The organism is Actinomyces sp. ZJ308 (assembly GCF_011752065.1).
Classification (GTDB): domain Bacteria; phylum Actinomycetota; class Actinomycetes; order Actinomycetales; family Actinomycetaceae; genus Actinomyces.
In genome coordinates, this window is sequence record NZ_JAAIJY010000041.1 from 1 (window position 1) to 18,510 (window position 18,510).

The window sequence follows — 18,510 nt, forward strand, 5'->3', positions numbered from 1 at the left end:
TGGGGGTCAGCGGTGCGTTAGCGTGGGTCATGAAGGCCTCCGGTCAGTGATGCGATGTGTCAACCCACATCCTGCCGGAGGCCTTCACACAACCTCAGCCCTGTTCACAACCTCCCGAGGAAGTACAACTAGTGAGAATCGCCCCTCATAGCCCCGGGCGGGTCGGACCACGAGCACGACCAGCACGGCGAGCAGCAGGAGATCGACGATCACCGAGGCACTCTCAACGGGCAGATTGATCACAGTTCGCGACGTCACGATGACGCTGGCTCTCAGGGCGGCGAAGACCCCGGCCCCGACCAGTCCGACACCGGCGGCGAACCTGGCCCTACTGGCTCTGGGCCACCCGTTGACGACCTGCGGAGCAAGGCTCACCGCCAGCGCCGTAAGAAGCAGAAAAGGCATGGCCATGCCTCCGACCACGGAGACGAACCGCTCCAGCATATCGATCACCACCTTCTTCCTTCATTCATCCCGGAGCTGTATCAGGGGCCGACGGCGGCCGGCGGCCTCACCTCGCCCAGCGCGATCACGACTGGGCACCCCGGCCCGATCGCGCTACGGGTGAGTGGGTGAGAGGCGCACCGGCCACGTCGTCGGCCTCCTGCCGGCTCTCCACGCACCGTCAGCCGCTACCACTGGTGCGCTGTGTACTGCCAGTCCCAGCTCAGCTCGATGGGGGTCGTCCAGAAGCGGCCCTCGACACCGGTGTCCTCATCGACGTGGAGCATCCAGCCGTTCTCGGCCGGGCTGTGGATCTTCAGCGTGAGCTGATAGGTGGCATCCTTGGGCAGAGCGATGTTGGCACCGTAGTGAGGACCGTCAGAGGCGTTCATCTGCATGAAGGTCCCGCTGGTGACCTCCTCACCGGTGTCCTTGTCGGTGAAGGAGTAGTCAACGGTCAGGCCCGGGACGAAGTCCCCCTTGCCGTAGCCCAGGGTGTTCCCCTCGAGCCCGGTGACATCGGCCTCGAGATGGAAGGAGGCGTCAGCGGCCTTGAGTCCCATTCCCTGGGGCTCCATGTCGACCGGCTTGAAGTAGACGACCGAGACGTTGATCTGCTTCTCGGCCTCCTTGTCCTCACCAACGGGGTACTCCTCGAAGCCCTTGCCCTTGGCATCGTCCGCGGCCGAGGCGGTGCTGGAGCCATCGGAGTTGCCTCCGGAGGAGCAACCGGTCAGCCCCAGGGTGCCGGCCAGGACGACTGCTCCGATGACGCTGGCGATCTTGAGTGTACGCATGGGATTCCTTTGCTGTGTTACGGCTGCTCAGCTCAGCAGCGACGTGGTTGCGGTGTTGTGAGGTGCGGAAATGCTGTCGGCCGGGATATCAACGGCGATACCCGTGCGTGTCACGGAGGAGATCAGTCGGCATTGGAAGCTTCGGCTACCTCCTCATCATCCTTCTTGTCAGCCTTATCAGTCCCCTGCTGCGAGGAGCGAGCGCTCTGAGGCCTCTCCTCATCCGATTCCTGAGCCGATTCCTTGGCCGGCTTCTGACTCGTCGCACCGGGCTCCTTGCTCACGTTGCGCTCCTTGTCCACCCGGCGTCGCCTCACGGTGGAGACGATCCCGAGAACGACGACGATGGTGGCGATCAGCGCCTGGAACACGAGCGTCTCGCGGTAGGGGTAGATGCCCAGGAAGTCGTAGGTGGGCCAGCCCGTCACATAGGTACCTGAGACGACGTCGCCCTCGATGAGGGCGTGGAGACCACCGCCGGCGAAGATGACCACCAGGATCGCCATGAGCACGCTGGTGATCGCGAAGAAGGGGCGCAGCGGGATCTTGACACTGGTGTAGCGGATGACCAGGAAGACCACCACCAGGACCACCGTCCCGACCGCGAATCCCTGCCAGATGGAGGCCCCGCCGGAACGGTCCATGGTGAGCAGGGCCTGGTAGAACATGACCGTCTCGGCGCCCTCGCGGAAGACCGCCAGGAAGGACAGGGAGGCCAGCGCCCACACGCTCCCGTTGGACACGGAGGCCTCCGTCTTGTCCTTGATGTAGGCGTTCCACGAGCTGACCGAGGACTTTGAGAGCATCCAGTTCGAGGTGAACAGGAGCATGGCCATGGCCGTGAGCGCCACGACCCCCTCGAGGATCTCCTGGTGGGAGGAGGCGGAGTTGAAGAGCACGGCGAACAGGACCGCGACGATGCCGGAGGCGACCAGCCCCAGGAGGAGGCCGAGGTACACCAGCCTGACCCTGTCCTTCAGACCCGCCTTGATGAGGTAGGCGATGACGGCGGCGACCACGAGGATCGCCTCGAGGCCCTCGCGCAGCAGGATGAGGAAGGCCTGCCCGAAGGATCCGGTGAAGAAGGCCCGTACCGGGTTCACCTTGCCTCCACTGGCATCAAGGGTGCCGGCGTCCTGGGTGATCATGTCCTTGAGGTGCTCGGCCTGCGTCGTGGCGGTCGAGTCCTTCGCGATCATGGCCTTGCGAACCACCTTGAACTGGTTCTCCACCTCGGAGACGCGGTCACCTGAGATGACAGCCATGACGGTCTTCTCAAAACCGAGCTTCTCGTAGTAGCCGTAGTAGGCCTTGTTGACCAGCTCAGCCCCGCCCTGCCCGTCGCCGGACTGCGTCTTCTTGATGGCCTGGTCGATGAGTCCATTCATCTCGGAGGCGACCTGGGCCCAGCTGCGCTCGCCGCGACCCTCGTTGACACTGGTCTTCCTGGCGTCGAGCTGGGCTCGCTCGGTGGCCGTGGTCGCCGCCTGCTGGGCGGCGTAGTCACGGGGACCGGGAAGATCGGCCATGGCGTCGAGCTGGGTGGCGTCGGCGGCGATGTCCGCGGAGAGCGTCGTGGCCTGGCTTGACAGGGACTCCCCGTTACCGGCGGCGTAGGCCAGCTGTCTTAAGGAGTCGAACTGGGTCTTATGATCCGTGGCCCTCTGGCTGCCAATGCGGTCAGTGATGACGCGCGAGAGGTTGGAGGCCACGTAGGCCGTGTTGTACGCGCGTTGAACACCTGCTGCGGCACCGGAGGTGTTCCCGTTGCCGTACTGGCTGACGGCCGTCTGAAGCTCACTGTCAACGGCAGCGGCGGCAGCGCTCCACGTGTCGTAGTCGGTGGCCGACTCGGCCGCCTGAGCCCGCGGGGCCAGACCGGACAGGAGGGGAACGACGATCAGGGTCATGGCCATCAACGCGAGCGCAGCACGGGCTGCATGCGAGCCGGCGTTCTGGTGCGGGGGCGCTGCCAGTGAATGGCGCATTCGGATTGTCCTTTGCACGACTGGGAACTGATGGTCGCAGCTTGCGCTGACACGCCGATGACAGCCATTGGTTTCGGCGTTCTCGCTGTTCAGCCTAGGCTCTCCTAACCCGCAGCGTCAAAGAAATTGTGCCATTCATGACACAACGTCAGATCGCGCCCTGGAGAACTCCTACATTCTCACGTACAGCGCCACGAGAATGAGCGCTACATTCACGTGAGAAGCGAGTTCCGTGGACCGGAAAAGGAGATCAACGGCGGATGCGCTCAGCGAACCCACCAGGCGTCTCAGTGCTCTTCCCCGCCGAGCGCTGGGCCTTTCCCGCCACCGGCACGAGCTGGTCGATCCGGAGCCCACGTCAGCTGCGGCCGGAGACGAGAACGGCCATCAGAGACTATGCGGAGGGCTTTGAAGCCGTCTGGTCCCGGTTTCGATCGTCCTCCGTGGTGCGTCGCATCGCCGACGGCGCACTGGGCCAAGGACCGATCACGGTGGAGCTGCCTGCCGCCGACTCAGTCATGCTCGACCTTTACGACCGGCTGCACAGCGTTACCCGCGGACGTATCGATCCCCTGGCCGGGGCCGACCTGGTGGAGCTGGGCTATGACCCTCAGCTGAGCTTCACGGTGAGGGACGGCGCGACCGAGCGCACCGGGGCACTGCACGGTCGGGGCACGTGGGACGACGTCGTCCAGCACGCCGGCAACCGACTCACTGTGTCACACCCGGTGCTGCTGGACGTGGGCGCCGTGGGCAAGGGCTTCCTGGCCGACAGGATCGGTGAGATCCTCCTGTCCCATGGCGTCGAGGAGTTCATCGTCGACGGCTCCGGGGACTTGCTCATCCGTAGCAGGGAGCCGGTTCGCGTAGGGCTGGAGCAACCGGGTCGGGAGGGTCACGTCATCGGAACCGTGGAGGTGTCGTACGGCGCCGTGTGCGGCTCGAGCCCGCACCGACGGTCCTGGGGCGAGGGGCTGCACCACATTCTTGACGCCCGCACCGGTCTTCCCGTCAATGACGTGACGGCGACCTGGGCACTGGCAAGGTCCTGCGCCGCAGCCGACGGCCTGGCCACGGCCCTGTTCTGCACCGAGCCGGCTCTCCTCGCCCAGAGCTTCCGCTTCGAGTGCGTCATCCTCACCGCTCAGGGCAGGATCTCGGTCTCCCGAGGCTTCCACGACCTGCCCGGCCAGATCTTCACGGCGTGAGCGCACAAGCCCCTCGGACCCCGGGCTCCCCCGGGCTCGACGGCGGCGGAACCGCCGCCGAGCCCGCACGACAGAACCTGGACCTCCAAGGAGTCAGAGCCTGCCGGGGAGCCGGCCGCTCAGAACGGCTCAGAGCTGCTCGCCAATCCTCCGGGAGAACTCCACGAGGCGGTTGGAGAAGCCCCACTCGTTGTCATACCAGCCGAAGACCTTGACCTGACCATCGATCACCTCGGTCAACGGCGCGTCGAAGATCGAGGAGTGCGGGTTGCCGACGATGTCCTGGGAGACGATCGGCGCCTCGGAGTACTGCAGGTAGCCGGCAAGCGGTCCTTGAGCGGCAGCCTCACGGAAGACGGCGTTAACATCCTCGACCGTCGCCGAACGGGACGTGACCACGGTGAGGTCGGTGACCGAGCCGACCGGGATCGGAACCCTCAGGGCGGCACCGGTCAGGCGCCCGTCGAGCTCGGGAATCACCAGACCGATGGCCCGAGCGGCTCCCGAGGACGTGGGAACGATGGAGGCGGCGGCCGCACGTGCCCGGCGCAGGTCCTTGTGAGGCGCGTCGTGGAGCCGCTGATCGCCGGTGTAGGCGTGAATCGTCGTCATGAGACCGCTCTCGATCCCGAAGGCGCCATGGAGAACCTTGGCCAGCGGGGCCAGGGAGTTCGTGGTGCACGACCCGTTGGAGAACACGTCGGCGGACGAGACGTCCAGTCGATCATCGTTCACACCCAGGACGAAGGTGGGGACGTCCCCCTTCGCGGGCGCGGAGACGACGACCTTCTTGGCGCCTGCCTTGAGGTGCTCATCGGCCCTGTCCCGATCGACGAAGAGCCCGGTCGACTCGATAACGACGTCGGCCCCGACCTCACCCCAGGGAATCCTGGCAGGATCCGGCTCGGAGAAGACCCTGATGGTCCGTCCGGCGACCTCAAGGTCCTTGCCGTCGGTCGCGACGCCGTCGAGATGCCCCGACACGGAGTCCCACTCCAGAAGCGTGGACAGGGTTCCTGCGTCAGTGAGGTCGTTGACGGCGACGACCTCGACGTCCGCCCCGCCGGCCAGTGCAGCACGCAGGTACGTGCGCCCAATACGCCCAAAGCCGTTGATACCGATACGAGTAGTCATGTTCCTTCTCCTTCATGGGTGATGGTGCCGGCGAGCACCGGCACTGAGGATCAGGAGGAAGTGAACTCGTCTCCGACAGGGTCTGGACCCGTCTTCCCGGCTGCTGCACGAAGCAGCTCAAGAGCACCCTGGCGGGCCGCGTCGTAGGGAGCCCGGTCCTGCTGGGCGATGGCCAGGACGTAACCGCCCTGGACGACGGCGACTCTTAGCTGCTTCGCAGCGCAGGCCGTACAGGTTCTGGGCCGAACCCGGTCAGACCGAGGCTCCGACGCGCAGGGTGGGCAGGCCCAGACTCACCGGGGCGGCGTCGGGCTCGGGGGTGGCGCAGGCCTCGGCCTGGCGGCGCTCCCAGGCGTCGCCGGCCCGGGTGCGCCGCACCTGGAACAGGGCGGGGCCGTCATCGAGCCAGAGGCGGTCCCCGGGCCTGAGGGCCTCGTTGGCGGCCAGCGAGGCCGCATCCAGCACCTGCCCGCAGCGGGCGGAGTCGGCGATGAGGTTGTGGGGCGCCCCGTGGGTGACGCGAACGCTGACCATGTCTCCGGGGCGCGGTGCCCCGCCGGCGTAGTCGTCCTCGGCCAGGTGCTCGGGCAGGGCGACGTGGACGAGCCGGTTGTCGGCGGCGCGCCCGGAGATGCGGGCGGTGGCCGAGTCGCGGCGCCCCTCGCCCTCGGCGACGAGCACCTCGACGACGCGGCCCTCCTGCCTCTCGTTCTCCTCGCGGGTGATGCGGCGCACGAGCTCATCGAGCCGGCGGTAGCGGTCCTTGACGACCTCGAGCGGGACCTGGTCGTCGCGGTCGGCGGCCGGGGTGCCGGGGCGCGGTGAGTACTCGAAGGTGTAGGCCGAGGCGAAGCGGGCCCGCTCGACGACGTCGAGCGTGGCCTGGAAGTCCTCCTCGGTCTCGCCGGGGAAGCCGACGATGATGTCGGTGGTGATGGCGGCCTCGGGCATGACGTCTCGGACCTTGTCCAGGATGCCCAGGAAGCGCTTGGTGCGGTAGGAGCGGCGCATGGCCCGCAGCACCCGGTCCGATCCGGACTGCAGGGGCATGTGGAGGCTCGGCATGACCGCCTCGGTGGTGGCCATGGCCTCGATGACGTCGTCGGTGAAGGCGGCCGGGTGGGGACTGGTGAAGCGCACGCGCTCGATGCCCTCGACAGACCCGGCCGCCCGCAGCAGCTTGGCGAAGGCGCCGCGGTCGCCGAAGCCCACGCCGTAGGAGTTGACGTTCTGACCCAGGAGGGTCACCTCGATGGCGCCCTGGGCGGCGACGGCCTCGACCTCGGCCAGGACCTCGCCGGGGCGGCGGTCGCGCTGCTTGCCGCGCAACGAGGGCACGATGCAGAAGGTGCAGGTGTTGTTGCAGCCCACGGCGATGGAGACCCAGGCGGCGTAGGCGGACTCGCGGCGGGTGGGCAGGGTGGAGGGGAAGACCTTGAGGGACTCCTCGAGCTCGACGGCGGCCGCCGAGTTGTGCCGGGCGCGCTCGAGCAGGGCGGGCAGCACGTCGAGGTTGTGGGTGCCGAAGACGACGTCGACCCAGGGGGCGCGCTCGACGATCCCCTCCCCCATCTGCTGGGCCAGGCAACCGGCCACGGCGATCTGCATGCCGGGGCGCTCGCGCTTGACGGCGGCGAGCTGGCCCAGGTTGCCGAAGAGCCGGGTGGCGGCGTTCTCGCGCACGGAGCAGGTGTTGATGATAACGACGTCGGCCCCGCCGTCACCGGCGTCGGTGGCGCGGGCGGCGGCCTCGGGCACATCCTCGACGCGCAGATATCCGGCGCCCTCCAGCAGGCCCGCCATGTGCTCGGAGTCGTGGACGTTCATCTGGCAACCCAGCGTGCGCACGTGGTAGGTGCGCGGCAGGACGCCGCGGGCGTCGAGAACGGGTGCGGTGGTGGCGAGCGTGGTCATCGCCGAGCAGTGTAAGTGGCAACGGGGCTCCACCCCAGTTCTGACGGACCGTCGTGATCAGACGCACGGCGGCGGCCGGGGTGGAGCCCACGCGCCTCCAGGGCGAGGGGACCGATCTCAGGACTTCTTACGAGAGGCCATCTTGGCGTCGTTGCGGGCGGCCTGGGCGAAGGCGGCGCCGGGGGCCGCCACGGAGCCGAAGGAGGCCAGGTCGCGGCGGAAGACGACGGCGGCGAACCAGTCCATCATGATGCGCACCTTCCGGTTGAGGGTCGGCATGGCGTAGACGTGGTAGCCGCGGTGGGCGGTCCAGGCGGTGAAGCCGCGCAGGTTCTGCCCCATGATGCGGGCCACCCCCTTGCCGATCCCCAGGGAGGCCACGGTACCCAGGTTCTCGTGGGCGTAGACGGCCAGCGGCCGCTCCCCCTGCGCGCTGCGCCCGTCACCCTCGGCCTGACCGGTCAGGGTGGCCACGAGGTTGTCGGCGAGGATGGAGGCCTGACGCACGGCGTGCTGGGCGGTGGGGGCGCAGGTGGCCTGCGGGTCCTCGCTGGTGACGTCGGGGACGGCGGCGCAGTCGCCGGCGGCCCAGGCCCCGGGCACGACGACGCCGTCACGGGCGACCTGGAGGGTGGGCAGGGTGGTGACGCGGCCGCGCGCCTCGACGGGCAGGTCCGACTCGCTCAGGACGGGGGCGGCCTTGACGCCCGCGGTCCACACGATGGTGTCGGCGTCGAACTCGGTGCCGTCGGACAGGACGACGTGGCCGTCGACGCAGGAGTTGAGGAAGGTATTAAGGCGGATGTCGATACCGCGCTCGCGCAGCTGCTCCAGGCCGTAGCCGGAGAGCTCCTCGGTCAGCTCGGGCAGGATGCGGCGCGAGCCCTCGACCAGGATGAAGCGCACGTCCTCCTGCTCCACGGAGTCGACGGTGGCGACCAGGGCCCGGGCCATGTCCTCGAGCTCGGCGATGGCCTCGACCCCGGCGAAGCCGCCTCCGACGAAGACGAAGGTGAGCAGCCGGCGTCGGCGCTCGGCGCTCCAGGTGGAGGCGGCGTCCTCGATGCGGGACAGGACGCGGTTGCGCAGGGCCAGGGCCTCCTCGACCTGCTTGAAGCCCAGGGCCTGCTCGGCCAGCCCCGGGATGGGAAGGGTGCGGGCCTCGGCGCCCAGGGCCAGGACCAGGTGGTCGTAGCCGATCTGGTAGGGCCTGCCCTCCTCCTGGGTGGAGCCCGGAACCGGCGGAGCGATCGTCACCGTGCGCGAGGCGTGGTCGATGCCGGTGATGGAGCCGGTGATGATCGTGCACCCGGCCAGCGAGCGCCGGTGGGAGGCGATGACGTGTCGGGGCTGGATGGACCCGGCGGCGACCTCGGGCAGGAAGGGCTGGTAGGTCATGTAGGGGCGCGGGTCGATGATGGCGATCTCGACCTGGTCGGTGCCCAGCCGGGTCCGCAGGGCCCTGGCGGTGCAGAACCCGACGTACCCGCCGCCGGCGATGACGACGCGCGGCGGGCGGGGCCTGCCGTCGGGAGCGGAGGCTGCGGGGACGCTGGGGCGACTCGGGCGGACGGCCAGGGCGAGTGCAGCGCCGGCGGCAAGGAGCCCGGCGGTGGACAGCGCGATGGTGGTGCGGCGGCTCATGCGCACAATCTAAGGGCACCCTTAGTCCAAAACCACGGTGGGACCTAGTTCCCAGACATGTTTCCTGTCACAGCGCACGTCCGCAGTGCGCGCATCCACGCCGATGGCGCATGGCCACGAGGGCCGCCACCGGTGCCGACTAACGGTCGCCCGCCACCGTCGTCCACTGCTCCAGCGCCAGTGCGGCCGCGCCTCGCGCCCACTCGTCGAACTCGAAGGGGCGCAGCAGGACCGGTACCGCAGCCGCGGCCCAGTGGCGCAGACCCTCCACCTCCTTCTCGAAGGTCTCACGGTGGGTCTCCACCACGGCGACCCCCTCCCCGGAGACGACGACGAGCTCGGGGTCCACGTAGGCGATGAGGGTCCCCACAACTCTTCCGACCGCCAGCGCGGCGCGACGCAGCACGTCGTCGACGCCGGCGTCCTGACGCAGGTCAGGGCTCAGGAGCCGCTCAAGACTCAGGTCCTTCTCCTCGCACCCCAGGTGGACGGCGGCCGCGCGCACGATCCCGGCGGTCGAGGCCAGGGCTCGGGCGCAGCCCGGGTGCCCGATCTCGCAGCTCGGCCCGGAGGAGTCCACCGGAAGGTGCCCGACGCTGCCGGCCGCCCCTCTGGCCCCGGAGACGATCTCACCGCCCACCACGATCCCGCAGCCGATGCCGGCACCGAGGGTGACCAGGGCGAAGGGGTCCTTGCCGCGCCCGGCCCCGAACCAGGCCTCGGCGTAGGCGAAGGCGCGCACGTCATTGGCCACGGCGCAGGGCAGCCCGGTGGCCTCGGCGACCATGGCGGCCAGAGGGACGTCGCGCCACCCCAGGAAGCTGGCCACCACGACGGTTCGCCTCCCGACGACGGCAGCCCCCAGGGAGATCCCGATCGCGTCCGGCCGGCGGCCGCTGCGCTCGGCCAGGCGCGCGACGACCGAGGCGATGAGGGACGTGACGGAACCCGCGTCGGTCCGGTTCAGCGGCAGGGTGTCACCGATCAGGACCTCCCCCAGCGGGTCGGTTAGGACGGCGTAGAGGCGATCGGCCGTGAGCTTGATACCGGCGACGGTGGCGGAGTCTGCGACGACGGCCAGGAGACGGGTGGGCCGCCCCGGCCCGCTGGTCTCCACCGGGGGCTGCTCCTCAATGAGGCCGACCTCGATCAGAGGACGTACCGTGCGCGTCGTCGTCGCCGGTGACAGCCCCAGACGCTCCCCGAGGTCGCCACGGCTCATGGGGCCGGTCGAGATCAGGGAGAGCAGTGCCCGGGCACCGAGGCCGCGTCCACCACCGTGTCCCCCACCGTCCATCACGCGTTCTCACTCCTGCCGTCGCTGGCTACCAGCCGGACCACGGGGCCCGTGACCTGGGACGACGTCCACGGCCGTCCGCTTCGTACCGGTTTTGCACCCGCTTTGTACCGACTTTATACCGACACTGTAGGGCAAACCCTTGCGAAATCTGGCGTCATCAATTATTTTCAGTCTACAAGGAATCACCCTGATTCCTACTCCCCTCCCCCGGAAGGACGATGATGACCCTCCATCTGCGCCGCGCCGACACCTCCGTGGTCCTTGACCTGCCCGACGACCGTTTCCCGGTGGTGCGCCACTGGGGCCCCGACCTCGGCGACGTCAGCGGCGAGGACCTGGCCGACGCGAGCCTGGCCGCCGCCACCTCCCTGGGCACCAACACCGCCTGGATCACCAACGATCTGCCGATCCTGCCCCTGGCCCACATCGGATGGAGCGCGCGCCCCTCCGTAGCGCTCTCGCGCACCGACGGCTCGGCCTTCTCCCCTCACCCCACCGCCTTCAGCCACGAGACCAGTACCGAGGACACTCCCGCCGGCGCCGCCCGTGTGGTCCGCTCCGTGGGGACCGACGCGGTCCACGAGCTGACCCTGGGCACCGAGCTGCGCCTGGAGCCCTCGGGACTGGTGCGCCTGCGCGCCTGGGTTCGCGACGACCGCCCCGAGTCCGATGGTGAGCGGAGCGCCGATCTCGTCGTCGGCGAGCTGACTCCGGTGCTGCCCGTGCCCGACAGTGCCGACGAGCTGCTCGACACCACGGGTCACCACGTTCAGGAGCGCCGGCTGGTGCGCACGCCCTTCACTCCCGGTACCCGCCTGCGCGAGTCCTGGGAGGGGCGCCCCGGGCACGACGCCGTCACCTGGCTGGCCGCCGGGCCCACCGGCTTCGGCTGGCGCAGCGGGCGCGTCCACGCAGTCCACGCGGCCTGGTCCGGCAACGTCCGTCACCTGGCGATGAACCCTGCCTCGGGCCGCAGGCTCCTGGGCGCCGGAGAGCTGCTCCTGCCGGGCGAGGTCTCGCTCGGTCCCGGTCAGACCTACACCTCGCCGTGGACCGTCTTCTCCTGGGGTGAGGGGCTCGACGACATGGCCCACCGCAGCCATGCCTGGCTGCGCTCGCGCCCCGCCCACCCCAGCCGTCCCCGCCCGGTGCTGCTCAACACCTGGGAGGCCGTCTACTTCGACCACGACCTGGACAAGCTCAAGGCCCTGGCCGATGCCGCGGCCGACGTCGGCATCGAGCGCTACGTCCTGGACGACGGCTGGTTCGGCTCCCGACGCGACGACACCTCCGGCCTGGGCGACTGGCAGGTCTCCCCCGAGGCCTGGCCCGACGGCCTGGAGCCGCTCGTGGAGCACGTCCACGCCCGGGGCATGGAGTTCGGCCTGTGGTTCGAGCCGGAGATGATCAACGTCGACTCCGAGCTGGCCAGGTCCCACCCGGAGTGGATCCTGTCCGACGGAGCCGGCGGGGCGCCCGAGCACCGCCACCAACGGGTCCTGGACCTGAGCGCCCCCGGCGCCTGGGAGTACCTGTTCGACGCCATCTCCTCCCTCGTGGAGCGCCTCGACATCGCCTACCTCAAGTGGGACCACAACTCCCCCCTGCTGGCCACGGGGCACGAGGTCGCCGACCCCACCTCCGGGCGCCCGGGAGCGGCCGCCGTCCACGACCAGACCCTGGCCCTCTACCGCCTCCTGGACGCGCTCCACGAGCGCTTCCCCGACCTGGAGATCGAGTCCTGCGCCGGCGGCGGCGGCCGCATCGACCTGGGGATCATGGAGCGCACCCAGCGGGTGTGGGCCTCTGACTGCATCGACGCCCACGACCGGCAGAACATCCAGCGCGGCACCACGTTGCTGCTGCCGCCCGAGCTGGTGGGCACCCACGTCGGCTCCGGGCGGGCCCACACCACTCTGCGCGACCTCGACCTCGACTTCCGCGCCGGCACCGCCCTGTGGGGACACATGGGCGTGGAGTGGGACCTCACCGAGGCCGACGACGCCGCCCGCGAGCGCCTGGCCTCCATCATCGCGCTGCACAAGGAGCTGCGCGGCCTGCTGCACTCGGGCGTGACGGTCCACGCGGACCTGCCCGACGACGACGTGCTGCGCATCGAGGGCGTTGTCGCCCCCGACGGCTCGGACGCCCTGTTCGAGATCGCCTCACTGGGCCAGCCCCTGGCCTGGCCCACGGCGCCGCGTCCGCTGCCCGGGCTGGATCCCTCGCGCCGGTACCACGTGCGCCTGGCAGCACCGGCCTATCCCGAGCTGAGCCTCACGGCGGGCTGGATGGCCGAGGGCGTCACCCTTCCCGGCTCCTACCTGACCACCACGGGCCTGGCGCTTCCGGTGCTGCACCCCGATCACCTCGTCCTGCTGCGCGTGAGCGCCGTCGACTAACGCCACCCTCAAGCGTCTGACACGGGCGGATCCGCTCCGCTCGCGTCCTTTCCGACCGTTCTGACCGTCCGTCCACCTCCACCCCCTTTTCCCACATCACCGTTGATTTGGAGACCCGATGTCATCTTCGACCCTGATCGCGCGACAATCGCGTCGGCAACGCAGACCGCGTTCCGACCTCAAGCTCGGCCTCGCCTTCATCCTCCCGGCGACGATCGGCCTCGTCGCCTTCTACATCTGGCCCCTCATCCGAGGCATCTGGCTGTCCTTCACCGAGTACAACCTCCTGACCCCCGAGGAGTTCACGGGCCTGGACAACTACAAGCGCATGGCTCAGGACGACACCTTCTGGAACGCCGTCGTGGTCACCGTGGAGTACGTGGTCATCAACATCGGCCTGCAGACGATCCTGGCGCTCGTCATCGCCGTCCTCATGCAGCGCCTGACCCAGTCCACCTTCGTGCGCTCCATCGTGCTGACGCCCTACCTGGTCTCCAACGTGGTCGCCGCCATGCTGTGGCTGTGGATCCTGGACAACACCCTGGGTATCACCAACCAACTCCTGGAGTCCCTCACAGGCTCTGCCGTGGACTTCTTCTCCTCATCACTGGCCATCCCCACCATCGCGATCATCAACGTGTGGCGGCACGTGGGCTACACGGCCCTGCTCATCTTCGCGGGCCTGCAGTCGATTCCGAACACGGTCTACGAGGCGGGCAAGATGGACGGCGCCAGCGAGTGGCGGATGTTCTGGAGGATCACCGTGCCCTTGCTGCGCCCGATCCTGGCACTGGTGCTCATTATGACGATGATCGGCTCCTTCCAGGTCTTCGACACCGTCTCGGTGGCCACCCAGGGTGGCCCCGTCAACGCCACCCGGGTGCTGCAGTACTACATCTACGACATGGCCTTCGGACGCTTCCAGTTCGGATACGCCTCGGCCATGGCAGTGGGTCTGCTGCTCGTTCTGGCGGCGATCACGATCCTGCAGTACCGCATGACCCGTGCGGGCGAGACGGACCTGGACTGAGGAGGAGCCAACCATGACGACCGCAACCACATCCGCGTCCTCCACGACGTCACCCAAGGCCGCTGCGGCATCTTCCGAGGCCCCCGGCCGCAAGTTCACCGCGGGTAAGGCCCTGGCCTGGGCGGCGATGATCCTCATCATGGCCTTCACGCTGCTGCCCTTCTACTGGGTGCTGCGCACGGCCCTGTCCTCCAACGCGGGCATTACCGCCCACCCCACCAGCCTGCTGCCGGTGGACATCAACCTGCGCGGCTTCGCCCGCGTCTTCGGCATGCAGTCCACCGAGGAGGCGCTGGCCGACGGCGGCAGCGGCGCCGCCATCAACTTCTGGCTCTACCTGCGCAACTCCGTCATCGTCTCCACGCTGGTGACCGTCGGGCAGGTCTTCTTCTCGGCGATGGCCGCCTACTCCTTCTCCCGCCTGCGCTGGAGGGGACGCGACACGGTCTTCGCAGTGTTCCTGGGCGCCCTCATGGTCCCCTCGATCTTCACGCTCCTGCCCAACTTCGTGCTGGTCAAGCAGCTCCACCTCATCGACACCTTCCTGGGAGTGGCCCTGCCGACCATGTTCATGACGCCCTTCGCGGTGTTCTTCCTCAAGCAGTTCTTCATGAACGTGCCCAGAGAGCTGGAGGAGGCCGCTCTGCTCGACGGCGCCTCGAAGGTACGGGTGTTCTTCACCCTCATCCTGCCCATGGCCAAGGCCCCGATCTCGACTCTCGCGATCCTGACCTACATCACGGCCTGGAACGACTACTTCTGGCCCCTGCTGGTCTCCTACACGGACTCCTCCCGGGTGCTCACGGTGGCCCTGGCGGTCTTCCGCTCCCAGGCGCCACAGACCGGTCCCGACTGGGCCGGGCTCATGGCCGCCACCCTGGTGGCCGCCCTCCCGATGCTCCTGCTGTTCATGGCCTTCGCCCGGCGCATCGTCAACTCCATCGGCTTTACCGGAATCAAGTGAGGCACCAGATGACGACTCAACCGATCAGCCCTCTTCGCCCCTCACTGTCGCGCCGCAGCCTCCTGTGCGGCCTGGCCTCGGGCGCGGCAGCCCTGACCCTGGCCGCCTGCTCCAGCGGGTCCAAAGGCTCGGGATCCGGCGCCGTCGAGTACTGGATGTGGGACGCCAGCCAGCTGCCCGTCTACGAGGCCTGCGCCAAGGCCTTCGAGGCCAAGACCGGCATCAAGATCAACATCACCCAGATCGCCTGGGGCGACTACTGGACCAAGCTGACGGCCGGTTTCATTGCCGGAACCGGCCCGGACGCCTTCACCGATCACATCTCCAAGTTCGCCCAGTTCGAGGACCTGGAGGTTCTGGTCCCCCTGGAGAAGCAGCCCGCCTGGGCCGACGTCGACGAGTCCGCCTTCCAGGAGGGTCTCATCGACCTGTGGAAGGGGGAGGACGGCCACCAGTACGGGTGCCCCAAGGACTGGGACACCGTGGCGGTCTTCTACAACCAGGACATGCTCACCCAGGCGGGGCTGTCCGAGGCGGACCTGGCCGGCTGGTCCTGGAACCCCACCGACGGGGGCAGCTTCGAGAAGGTCCTCGCCCGGCTGACCGTGGACAAGAACGGCGTGCGCGGCGACGAGCCCGGCTTCGACAAGAACCGTGTGGCCGTCTACGGCCTGGGTATCCAGGATGGCGGCTCCGGGGACGGTCAGACCCAGTGGAGTCCCTTCACCGGTTCGGCCGGTGACTGGTTCTACACGAACAAGGAGACCTGGGGGAACCACTACCGCTATGACGAGAAGATCTTCCAGGACACCATGGACTGGTACTTCGGTCTGGTGGACAAGGGCTACATGCCTCCTCGCGGCGCCTTCTCCTCCACCACCAGCACCGACGTTCAGCTCGGCGGCGGCAAGATCGCCATGTGCTTCAACGGCTCATGGATGTTCAGCACCTACGCAAAGCTCGACATCAATGTCGGGATCGCGTCGAATCCCGTAGGCCCCAACGGGAAGTCGGTCTCCCTGTACAACGGGCTGGGCGACTCGATCTCCAAGCAGTCGACCAATATCGACAACGCCTCCAAGTGGGTGGCCTTCCTGGGAACCGCCGAGGCTCAGGACATCGTGGCCTCCTACGGGATCGTCTTCCCGGCCATCTCCTCCTCCACCGAGAAGGCGGTGCAGGTCTTCGAGGAGACGGGGCTTCCCACCAAGCCCTTCACCCAGCACGTGGAGGACAGGTCCACGTTCTTCTTCCCGCTGACCTACTTCGGCGCGGACGTGGCGGCCATCATGAAGCCGGCGACGGACGACCTGTGGGCGAACCGGGTACCCGCCTCGACGCTCACGAAGTACAACGAGCAGGTCAACCTCCTGTTCGAGACCTCCAAGCACGAGAAGGACTGACGGCCCCGAGAGCAGTCAGTGACCGGTATCAGTACCGATGTCAGTAACCAGGGGGTGGTGGCCCGCACATGCGGACCGCCACCCCCTGGCGTCAGCGCAGGTTGATGATCTGACCGGTGGCGACGTCGACGTCGATGCGTTCGGCGGCCGGATGACTCGGCAGCCCCGGCATGGTGGACAGGTTCCCGCAGATCGCGTAGACGTAGCCGGCCCCCGCGGCCAGCCGCACCTCTCGCACCGGCAGGCGCCAGCCGGTGGGGACGCCCTTGAGACCCGGCTCGGCGGACAGGGACAGCGGGGTCTTGGCGACGATGACCGGGAGGCTGCCGAATCCGTCCCGCTCATAGGTGTCCAGGAGCCTGCCCGCGGCGGGGGTGTAGTCCACGCCGTCGGCGCCGTAGAGGGCAGCCACCTTGGCGATCTTGGTACGCAGGTCGTCCTGCGGCTCATAGGCGGGGCGAGTGACGGGTCGGGCGGAGGCAGGGCCCTCTCCGTCCTCTCCCGCCCGGCAGGCCTCGACGACGGCGCTCGCCAGGTCCCGGCAGCCCTCCCCTCCTCCGGTGACCGGATGGCAGACCGCCACCCGGGCCCCGGCCTCGCGGGCGATGCGCGTCACCTCCTCGATCTCACCGCCGTGATCGGTGGGGAAGACGTTGACGGCAACGACCGGGGTGATACCGAAGCCCCGCACGATCTCCAGGTGCTTGAGCAGGTTGGCGGCGCCGGCGCGCACGTCCTCGACATTCTCCTCGAGCATGCCCTCGGGCAGGTCCTTGCCGCTGACGAGCCGGTAGCGCCCGGAGTGGGCCTTGAGCGCCCTGACCGTGACCACGACGACGGCCACGTGCGGCTGCATGCCCGAGACCGTGCACTTGAGGTCCACGAAGCGCTCCAGGCCCATGTCGGAGCCGAAGCCGGCCTCGGTGAGGACGTATCCTCCCCGGCGGGCACCCGCCGCCGCGACGCGGTCGGCGATGACCGAGGAGCAACCGGTGGCGATGTTGCCGAAGGGGCCGGTGTGGACCAGGACGGGAGTGCCCTCACCCGTACGCAGCAGGTTGGGCGCGAGCGTGTCACGCAGGACGGCGCACATGGCGCCGGCGGCCTTGAGGTCCTCGGCGCTGATCCACTCCCCGCTGCGGTTGCGGCCGATGACGATGCGTCCCAGGCGTCCGCGCAGATCGGCCAGGTCCGTGGCCAGCGACATGATGACCATGAGCTCACTGGCGGGCGTGATGTCGAAGGAGGCCTGGCGGGTGACGCCATCGATCCTGGTTCCCAGGCCCGTCACGACATGACGCAGGGCGCGGTCGTTGACGTCCAGTACCCGCGGCCAGGTGATGGTGCGCTCGTCGATGTCGAGCTCGTTGCCGTGGTGCAGATGGTTGTCGATCATCGCCGACAGGAGGTTGTGGGCAGCGGTGATGGCGTGGAAGTCACCGGTCAGGTGCAGGTTCATCCGCTCCGCCGGCAGAATGCGGGCCCGCCCCGAGCCTCCAGCGCCCCCCTTGATACCGAAGGTGGGACCCATGGCCGACTGGCGCAGGGTGAGGATCGCCTGCTCGCCAAGAAGAGCCAGTCCCTGGGCCAGGCCGATGGCCGTGGTCGTCTTCCCCTCCCCGAAGGGAGTCGGCGTGATCGCGGTGACGACGACGTAACGGGCTCCGCCATGACCACCGGCACCGGCGTCGTCGGTCTCCCGCTCGTCGGGAGCCAGCACGCTCAGGTCGATCTTGGCCACGTCGCGGCCGTAGGGGATGACGTGCTCGGCGGCGACTCCCGCCGAGGCCGCCAAGGCATCAAGGTCAACCGGGGTGCAGAAGCCGTCATCGGCCGAAGTCGCCTGGGTCATGGGGTAAGCCTAGTCGGAATCGGTTCCTGGTTTTCATTCCCCCCTCGTCGGACCGACACGGACCAGACCAGCGCAGACCGGTAAAACACCTGACTTCCTTTACTAACGGTCATACTCCCCCGCACCCATTCATATTCGTCTAACCTGTCGGTTATCCGTCTCCAAACCAAGGAGTTGTCATGCACCATCGGACACTTGTCGTCACTTTCGCCGCATCTGCGTCGCTGTGCCTCGCACTGGCAGGATGCTCGGGCACATCGGGGAGCTCAGAGGCCGGCTCCAGCGCCTCGGCAAGCACGGCCTCCTGAGTTGCACAGTTTTTAGTGCCCTGTTGGGATGTTCAGGGCGGTGAGGATTTTCTCGGCTTCGGGGGTCAGGGGGTCGGCGGCGGTGAGGTGGTGGCCGTTGAGGTTGATGGTGACGTCCTGGA

Annotated in this window: 13 protein-coding genes and 1 pseudogene; 5 read left to right on the forward strand and 9 right to left on the reverse strand. The window is 68.3% G+C overall.

Features of this window, described 5'->3' with window-relative positions; translation table 11 throughout:
• Window positions 1-84: 84 nt before the first annotated feature.
• The 3 genes from HCR68_RS12910 to HCR68_RS12920 form a co-directional block, all read right to left on the reverse strand.
• Entirely contained in the window at window positions 85-453 is a 369-nt protein-coding gene (locus HCR68_RS12910) for a hypothetical protein (protein WP_208320612.1), read from the reverse strand.
• Window positions 454-632: 179 nt separating this feature from the next.
• A complete protein-coding gene (locus tag HCR68_RS12915; RefSeq protein ID WP_167150119.1) occupies window positions 633-1,241 on the reverse strand; it encodes an iron transporter in 609 nt (202 codons plus the stop codon).
• A gap of 122 nt (window positions 1,242-1,363) precedes the next feature.
• A complete protein-coding gene (locus tag HCR68_RS12920; RefSeq protein WP_243859124.1) occupies window positions 1,364-3,157 on the reverse strand; it encodes an FTR1 family protein in 1,794 nt (597 codons plus the stop codon).
• Between the two features lie 332 nt (window positions 3,158-3,489).
• Here HCR68_RS12920 and HCR68_RS12925 point away from each other — a divergent pair, with 332 nt between their 5' ends.
• On the forward strand, window positions 3,490-4,437 hold the full coding sequence (locus tag HCR68_RS12925) for an FAD:protein FMN transferase (RefSeq protein ID WP_167150123.1): 948 nt from the start codon (window positions 3,490-3,492) through the stop codon (window positions 4,435-4,437).
• A 129-nt stretch (window positions 4,438-4,566) separates the two neighbouring features.
• On the opposite strand, the gene gap is transcribed toward HCR68_RS12925, so the two are convergent.
• The 5 genes and pseudogenes from gap to HCR68_RS12950 form a co-directional block, all read right to left on the reverse strand.
• A complete protein-coding gene (gene gap, locus HCR68_RS12930) occupies window positions 4,567-5,571 on the reverse strand; it encodes a type I glyceraldehyde-3-phosphate dehydrogenase (protein WP_167150125.1) in 1,005 nt (334 codons plus the stop codon).
• A gap of 50 nt (window positions 5,572-5,621) precedes the next feature.
• Window positions 5,622-5,774, reverse strand: a pseudogene (locus HCR68_RS14335) (TetR/AcrR family transcriptional regulator); the annotation flags it as partial.
• Window positions 5,775-5,823: 49 nt separating this feature from the next.
• Window positions 5,824-7,485 (reverse strand): tRNA (N6-isopentenyl adenosine(37)-C2)-methylthiotransferase MiaB, encoded by a 1,662-nt coding sequence (gene miaB, locus HCR68_RS12940; RefSeq protein ID WP_167150127.1) that lies wholly within the window; start codon window positions 7,483-7,485, stop codon window positions 5,824-5,826.
• Window positions 7,486-7,602: 117 nt separating this feature from the next.
• Window positions 7,603-9,129, reverse strand: a complete 1,527-nt coding sequence (locus HCR68_RS12945) for an NAD(P)/FAD-dependent oxidoreductase (protein WP_167150129.1) — start codon at window positions 9,127-9,129, stop codon at window positions 7,603-7,605.
• Window positions 9,130-9,268: 139 nt separating this feature from the next.
• Window positions 9,269-10,426, reverse strand: coding sequence for an ROK family transcriptional regulator (locus HCR68_RS12950; protein WP_167150139.1), 1,158 nt, complete (start codon window positions 10,424-10,426; stop codon window positions 9,269-9,271).
• Window positions 10,427-10,650: 224 nt separating this feature from the next.
• Here HCR68_RS12950 and HCR68_RS12955 point away from each other — a divergent pair, with 224 nt between their 5' ends.
• From HCR68_RS12955 to HCR68_RS12970, 4 genes are all read left to right on the forward strand, one after another.
• Window positions 10,651-12,831 (forward strand): alpha-galactosidase, encoded by a 2,181-nt coding sequence (locus HCR68_RS12955; protein WP_167150131.1) that lies wholly within the window; start codon window positions 10,651-10,653, stop codon window positions 12,829-12,831.
• A 118-nt stretch (window positions 12,832-12,949) separates the two neighbouring features.
• Window positions 12,950-13,861, forward strand: a complete 912-nt coding sequence (locus tag HCR68_RS12960) for a sugar ABC transporter permease (protein WP_167150133.1) — start codon at window positions 12,950-12,952, stop codon at window positions 13,859-13,861.
• Window positions 13,862-13,874: 13 nt separating this feature from the next.
• Window positions 13,875-14,825 carry a carbohydrate ABC transporter permease gene (locus HCR68_RS12965; RefSeq protein ID WP_167150135.1) on the forward strand — a complete coding sequence of 317 codons (951 nt, stop codon included), beginning with the start codon at window positions 13,875-13,877 and terminating at the stop codon, window positions 14,823-14,825.
• Between the two features lie 8 nt (window positions 14,826-14,833).
• On the forward strand, window positions 14,834-16,228 hold the full coding sequence (locus HCR68_RS12970; RefSeq protein ID WP_208320613.1) for a sugar ABC transporter substrate-binding protein: 1,395 nt from the start codon (window positions 14,834-14,836) through the stop codon (window positions 16,226-16,228).
• Between the two features lie 91 nt (window positions 16,229-16,319).
• On the opposite strand, the gene HCR68_RS12975 is transcribed toward HCR68_RS12970, so the two are convergent.
• Window positions 16,320-18,080, reverse strand: a complete 1,761-nt coding sequence (locus HCR68_RS12975) for a formate--tetrahydrofolate ligase (RefSeq protein WP_167150137.1) — start codon at window positions 18,078-18,080, stop codon at window positions 16,320-16,322.
• Between the last annotated feature and the right edge of the window lie 430 nt (window positions 18,081-18,510).

What these genes read in the sequence shown, in the direction of transcription:
- HCR68_RS12915 (WP_167150119.1), bottom strand. Translation starts at nt 1,241, where the DNA reads ATGCGTACACTCAAGATCGCCAGCGTCATCGGAGCAGTCGTCCTGGCC.
- HCR68_RS12965 (WP_167150135.1), top strand. Translation starts at nt 13,875, where the DNA reads ATGACGACCGCAACCACATCCGCGTCCTCCACGACGTCACCCAAGGCC.
- gap (WP_167150125.1), bottom strand. Translation starts at nt 5,571, where the DNA reads ATGACTACTCGTATCGGTATCAACGGCTTTGGGCGTATTGGGCGCACG.
- HCR68_RS12925 (WP_167150123.1), top strand. Translation starts at nt 3,490, where the DNA reads ATGCGCTCAGCGAACCCACCAGGCGTCTCAGTGCTCTTCCCCGCCGAG.
- HCR68_RS12975 (WP_167150137.1), bottom strand. Translation starts at nt 18,080, where the DNA reads ATGACCCAGGCGACTTCGGCCGATGACGGCTTCTGCACCCCGGTTGAC.
- HCR68_RS12920 (WP_243859124.1), bottom strand. Translation starts at nt 3,157, where the DNA reads ATGGCCATGACCCTGATCGTCGTTCCCCTCCTGTCCGGTCTGGCCCCG.
- HCR68_RS12955 (WP_167150131.1), top strand. Translation starts at nt 10,651, where the DNA reads ATGACCCTCCATCTGCGCCGCGCCGACACCTCCGTGGTCCTTGACCTG.
- HCR68_RS12950 (WP_167150139.1), bottom strand. Translation starts at nt 10,426, where the DNA reads ATGGACGGTGGGGGACACGGTGGTGGACGCGGCCTCGGTGCCCGGGCA.
- HCR68_RS12970 (WP_208320613.1), top strand. Translation starts at nt 14,834, where the DNA reads ATGACGACTCAACCGATCAGCCCTCTTCGCCCCTCACTGTCGCGCCGC.
- miaB (WP_167150127.1), bottom strand. Translation starts at nt 7,485, where the DNA reads ATGACCACGCTCGCCACCACCGCACCCGTTCTCGACGCCCGCGGCGTC.
- HCR68_RS12960 (WP_167150133.1), top strand. Translation starts at nt 12,950, where the DNA reads ATGTCATCTTCGACCCTGATCGCGCGACAATCGCGTCGGCAACGCAGA.
- HCR68_RS12945 (WP_167150129.1), bottom strand. Translation starts at nt 9,129, where the DNA reads ATGAGCCGCCGCACCACCATCGCGCTGTCCACCGCCGGGCTCCTTGCC.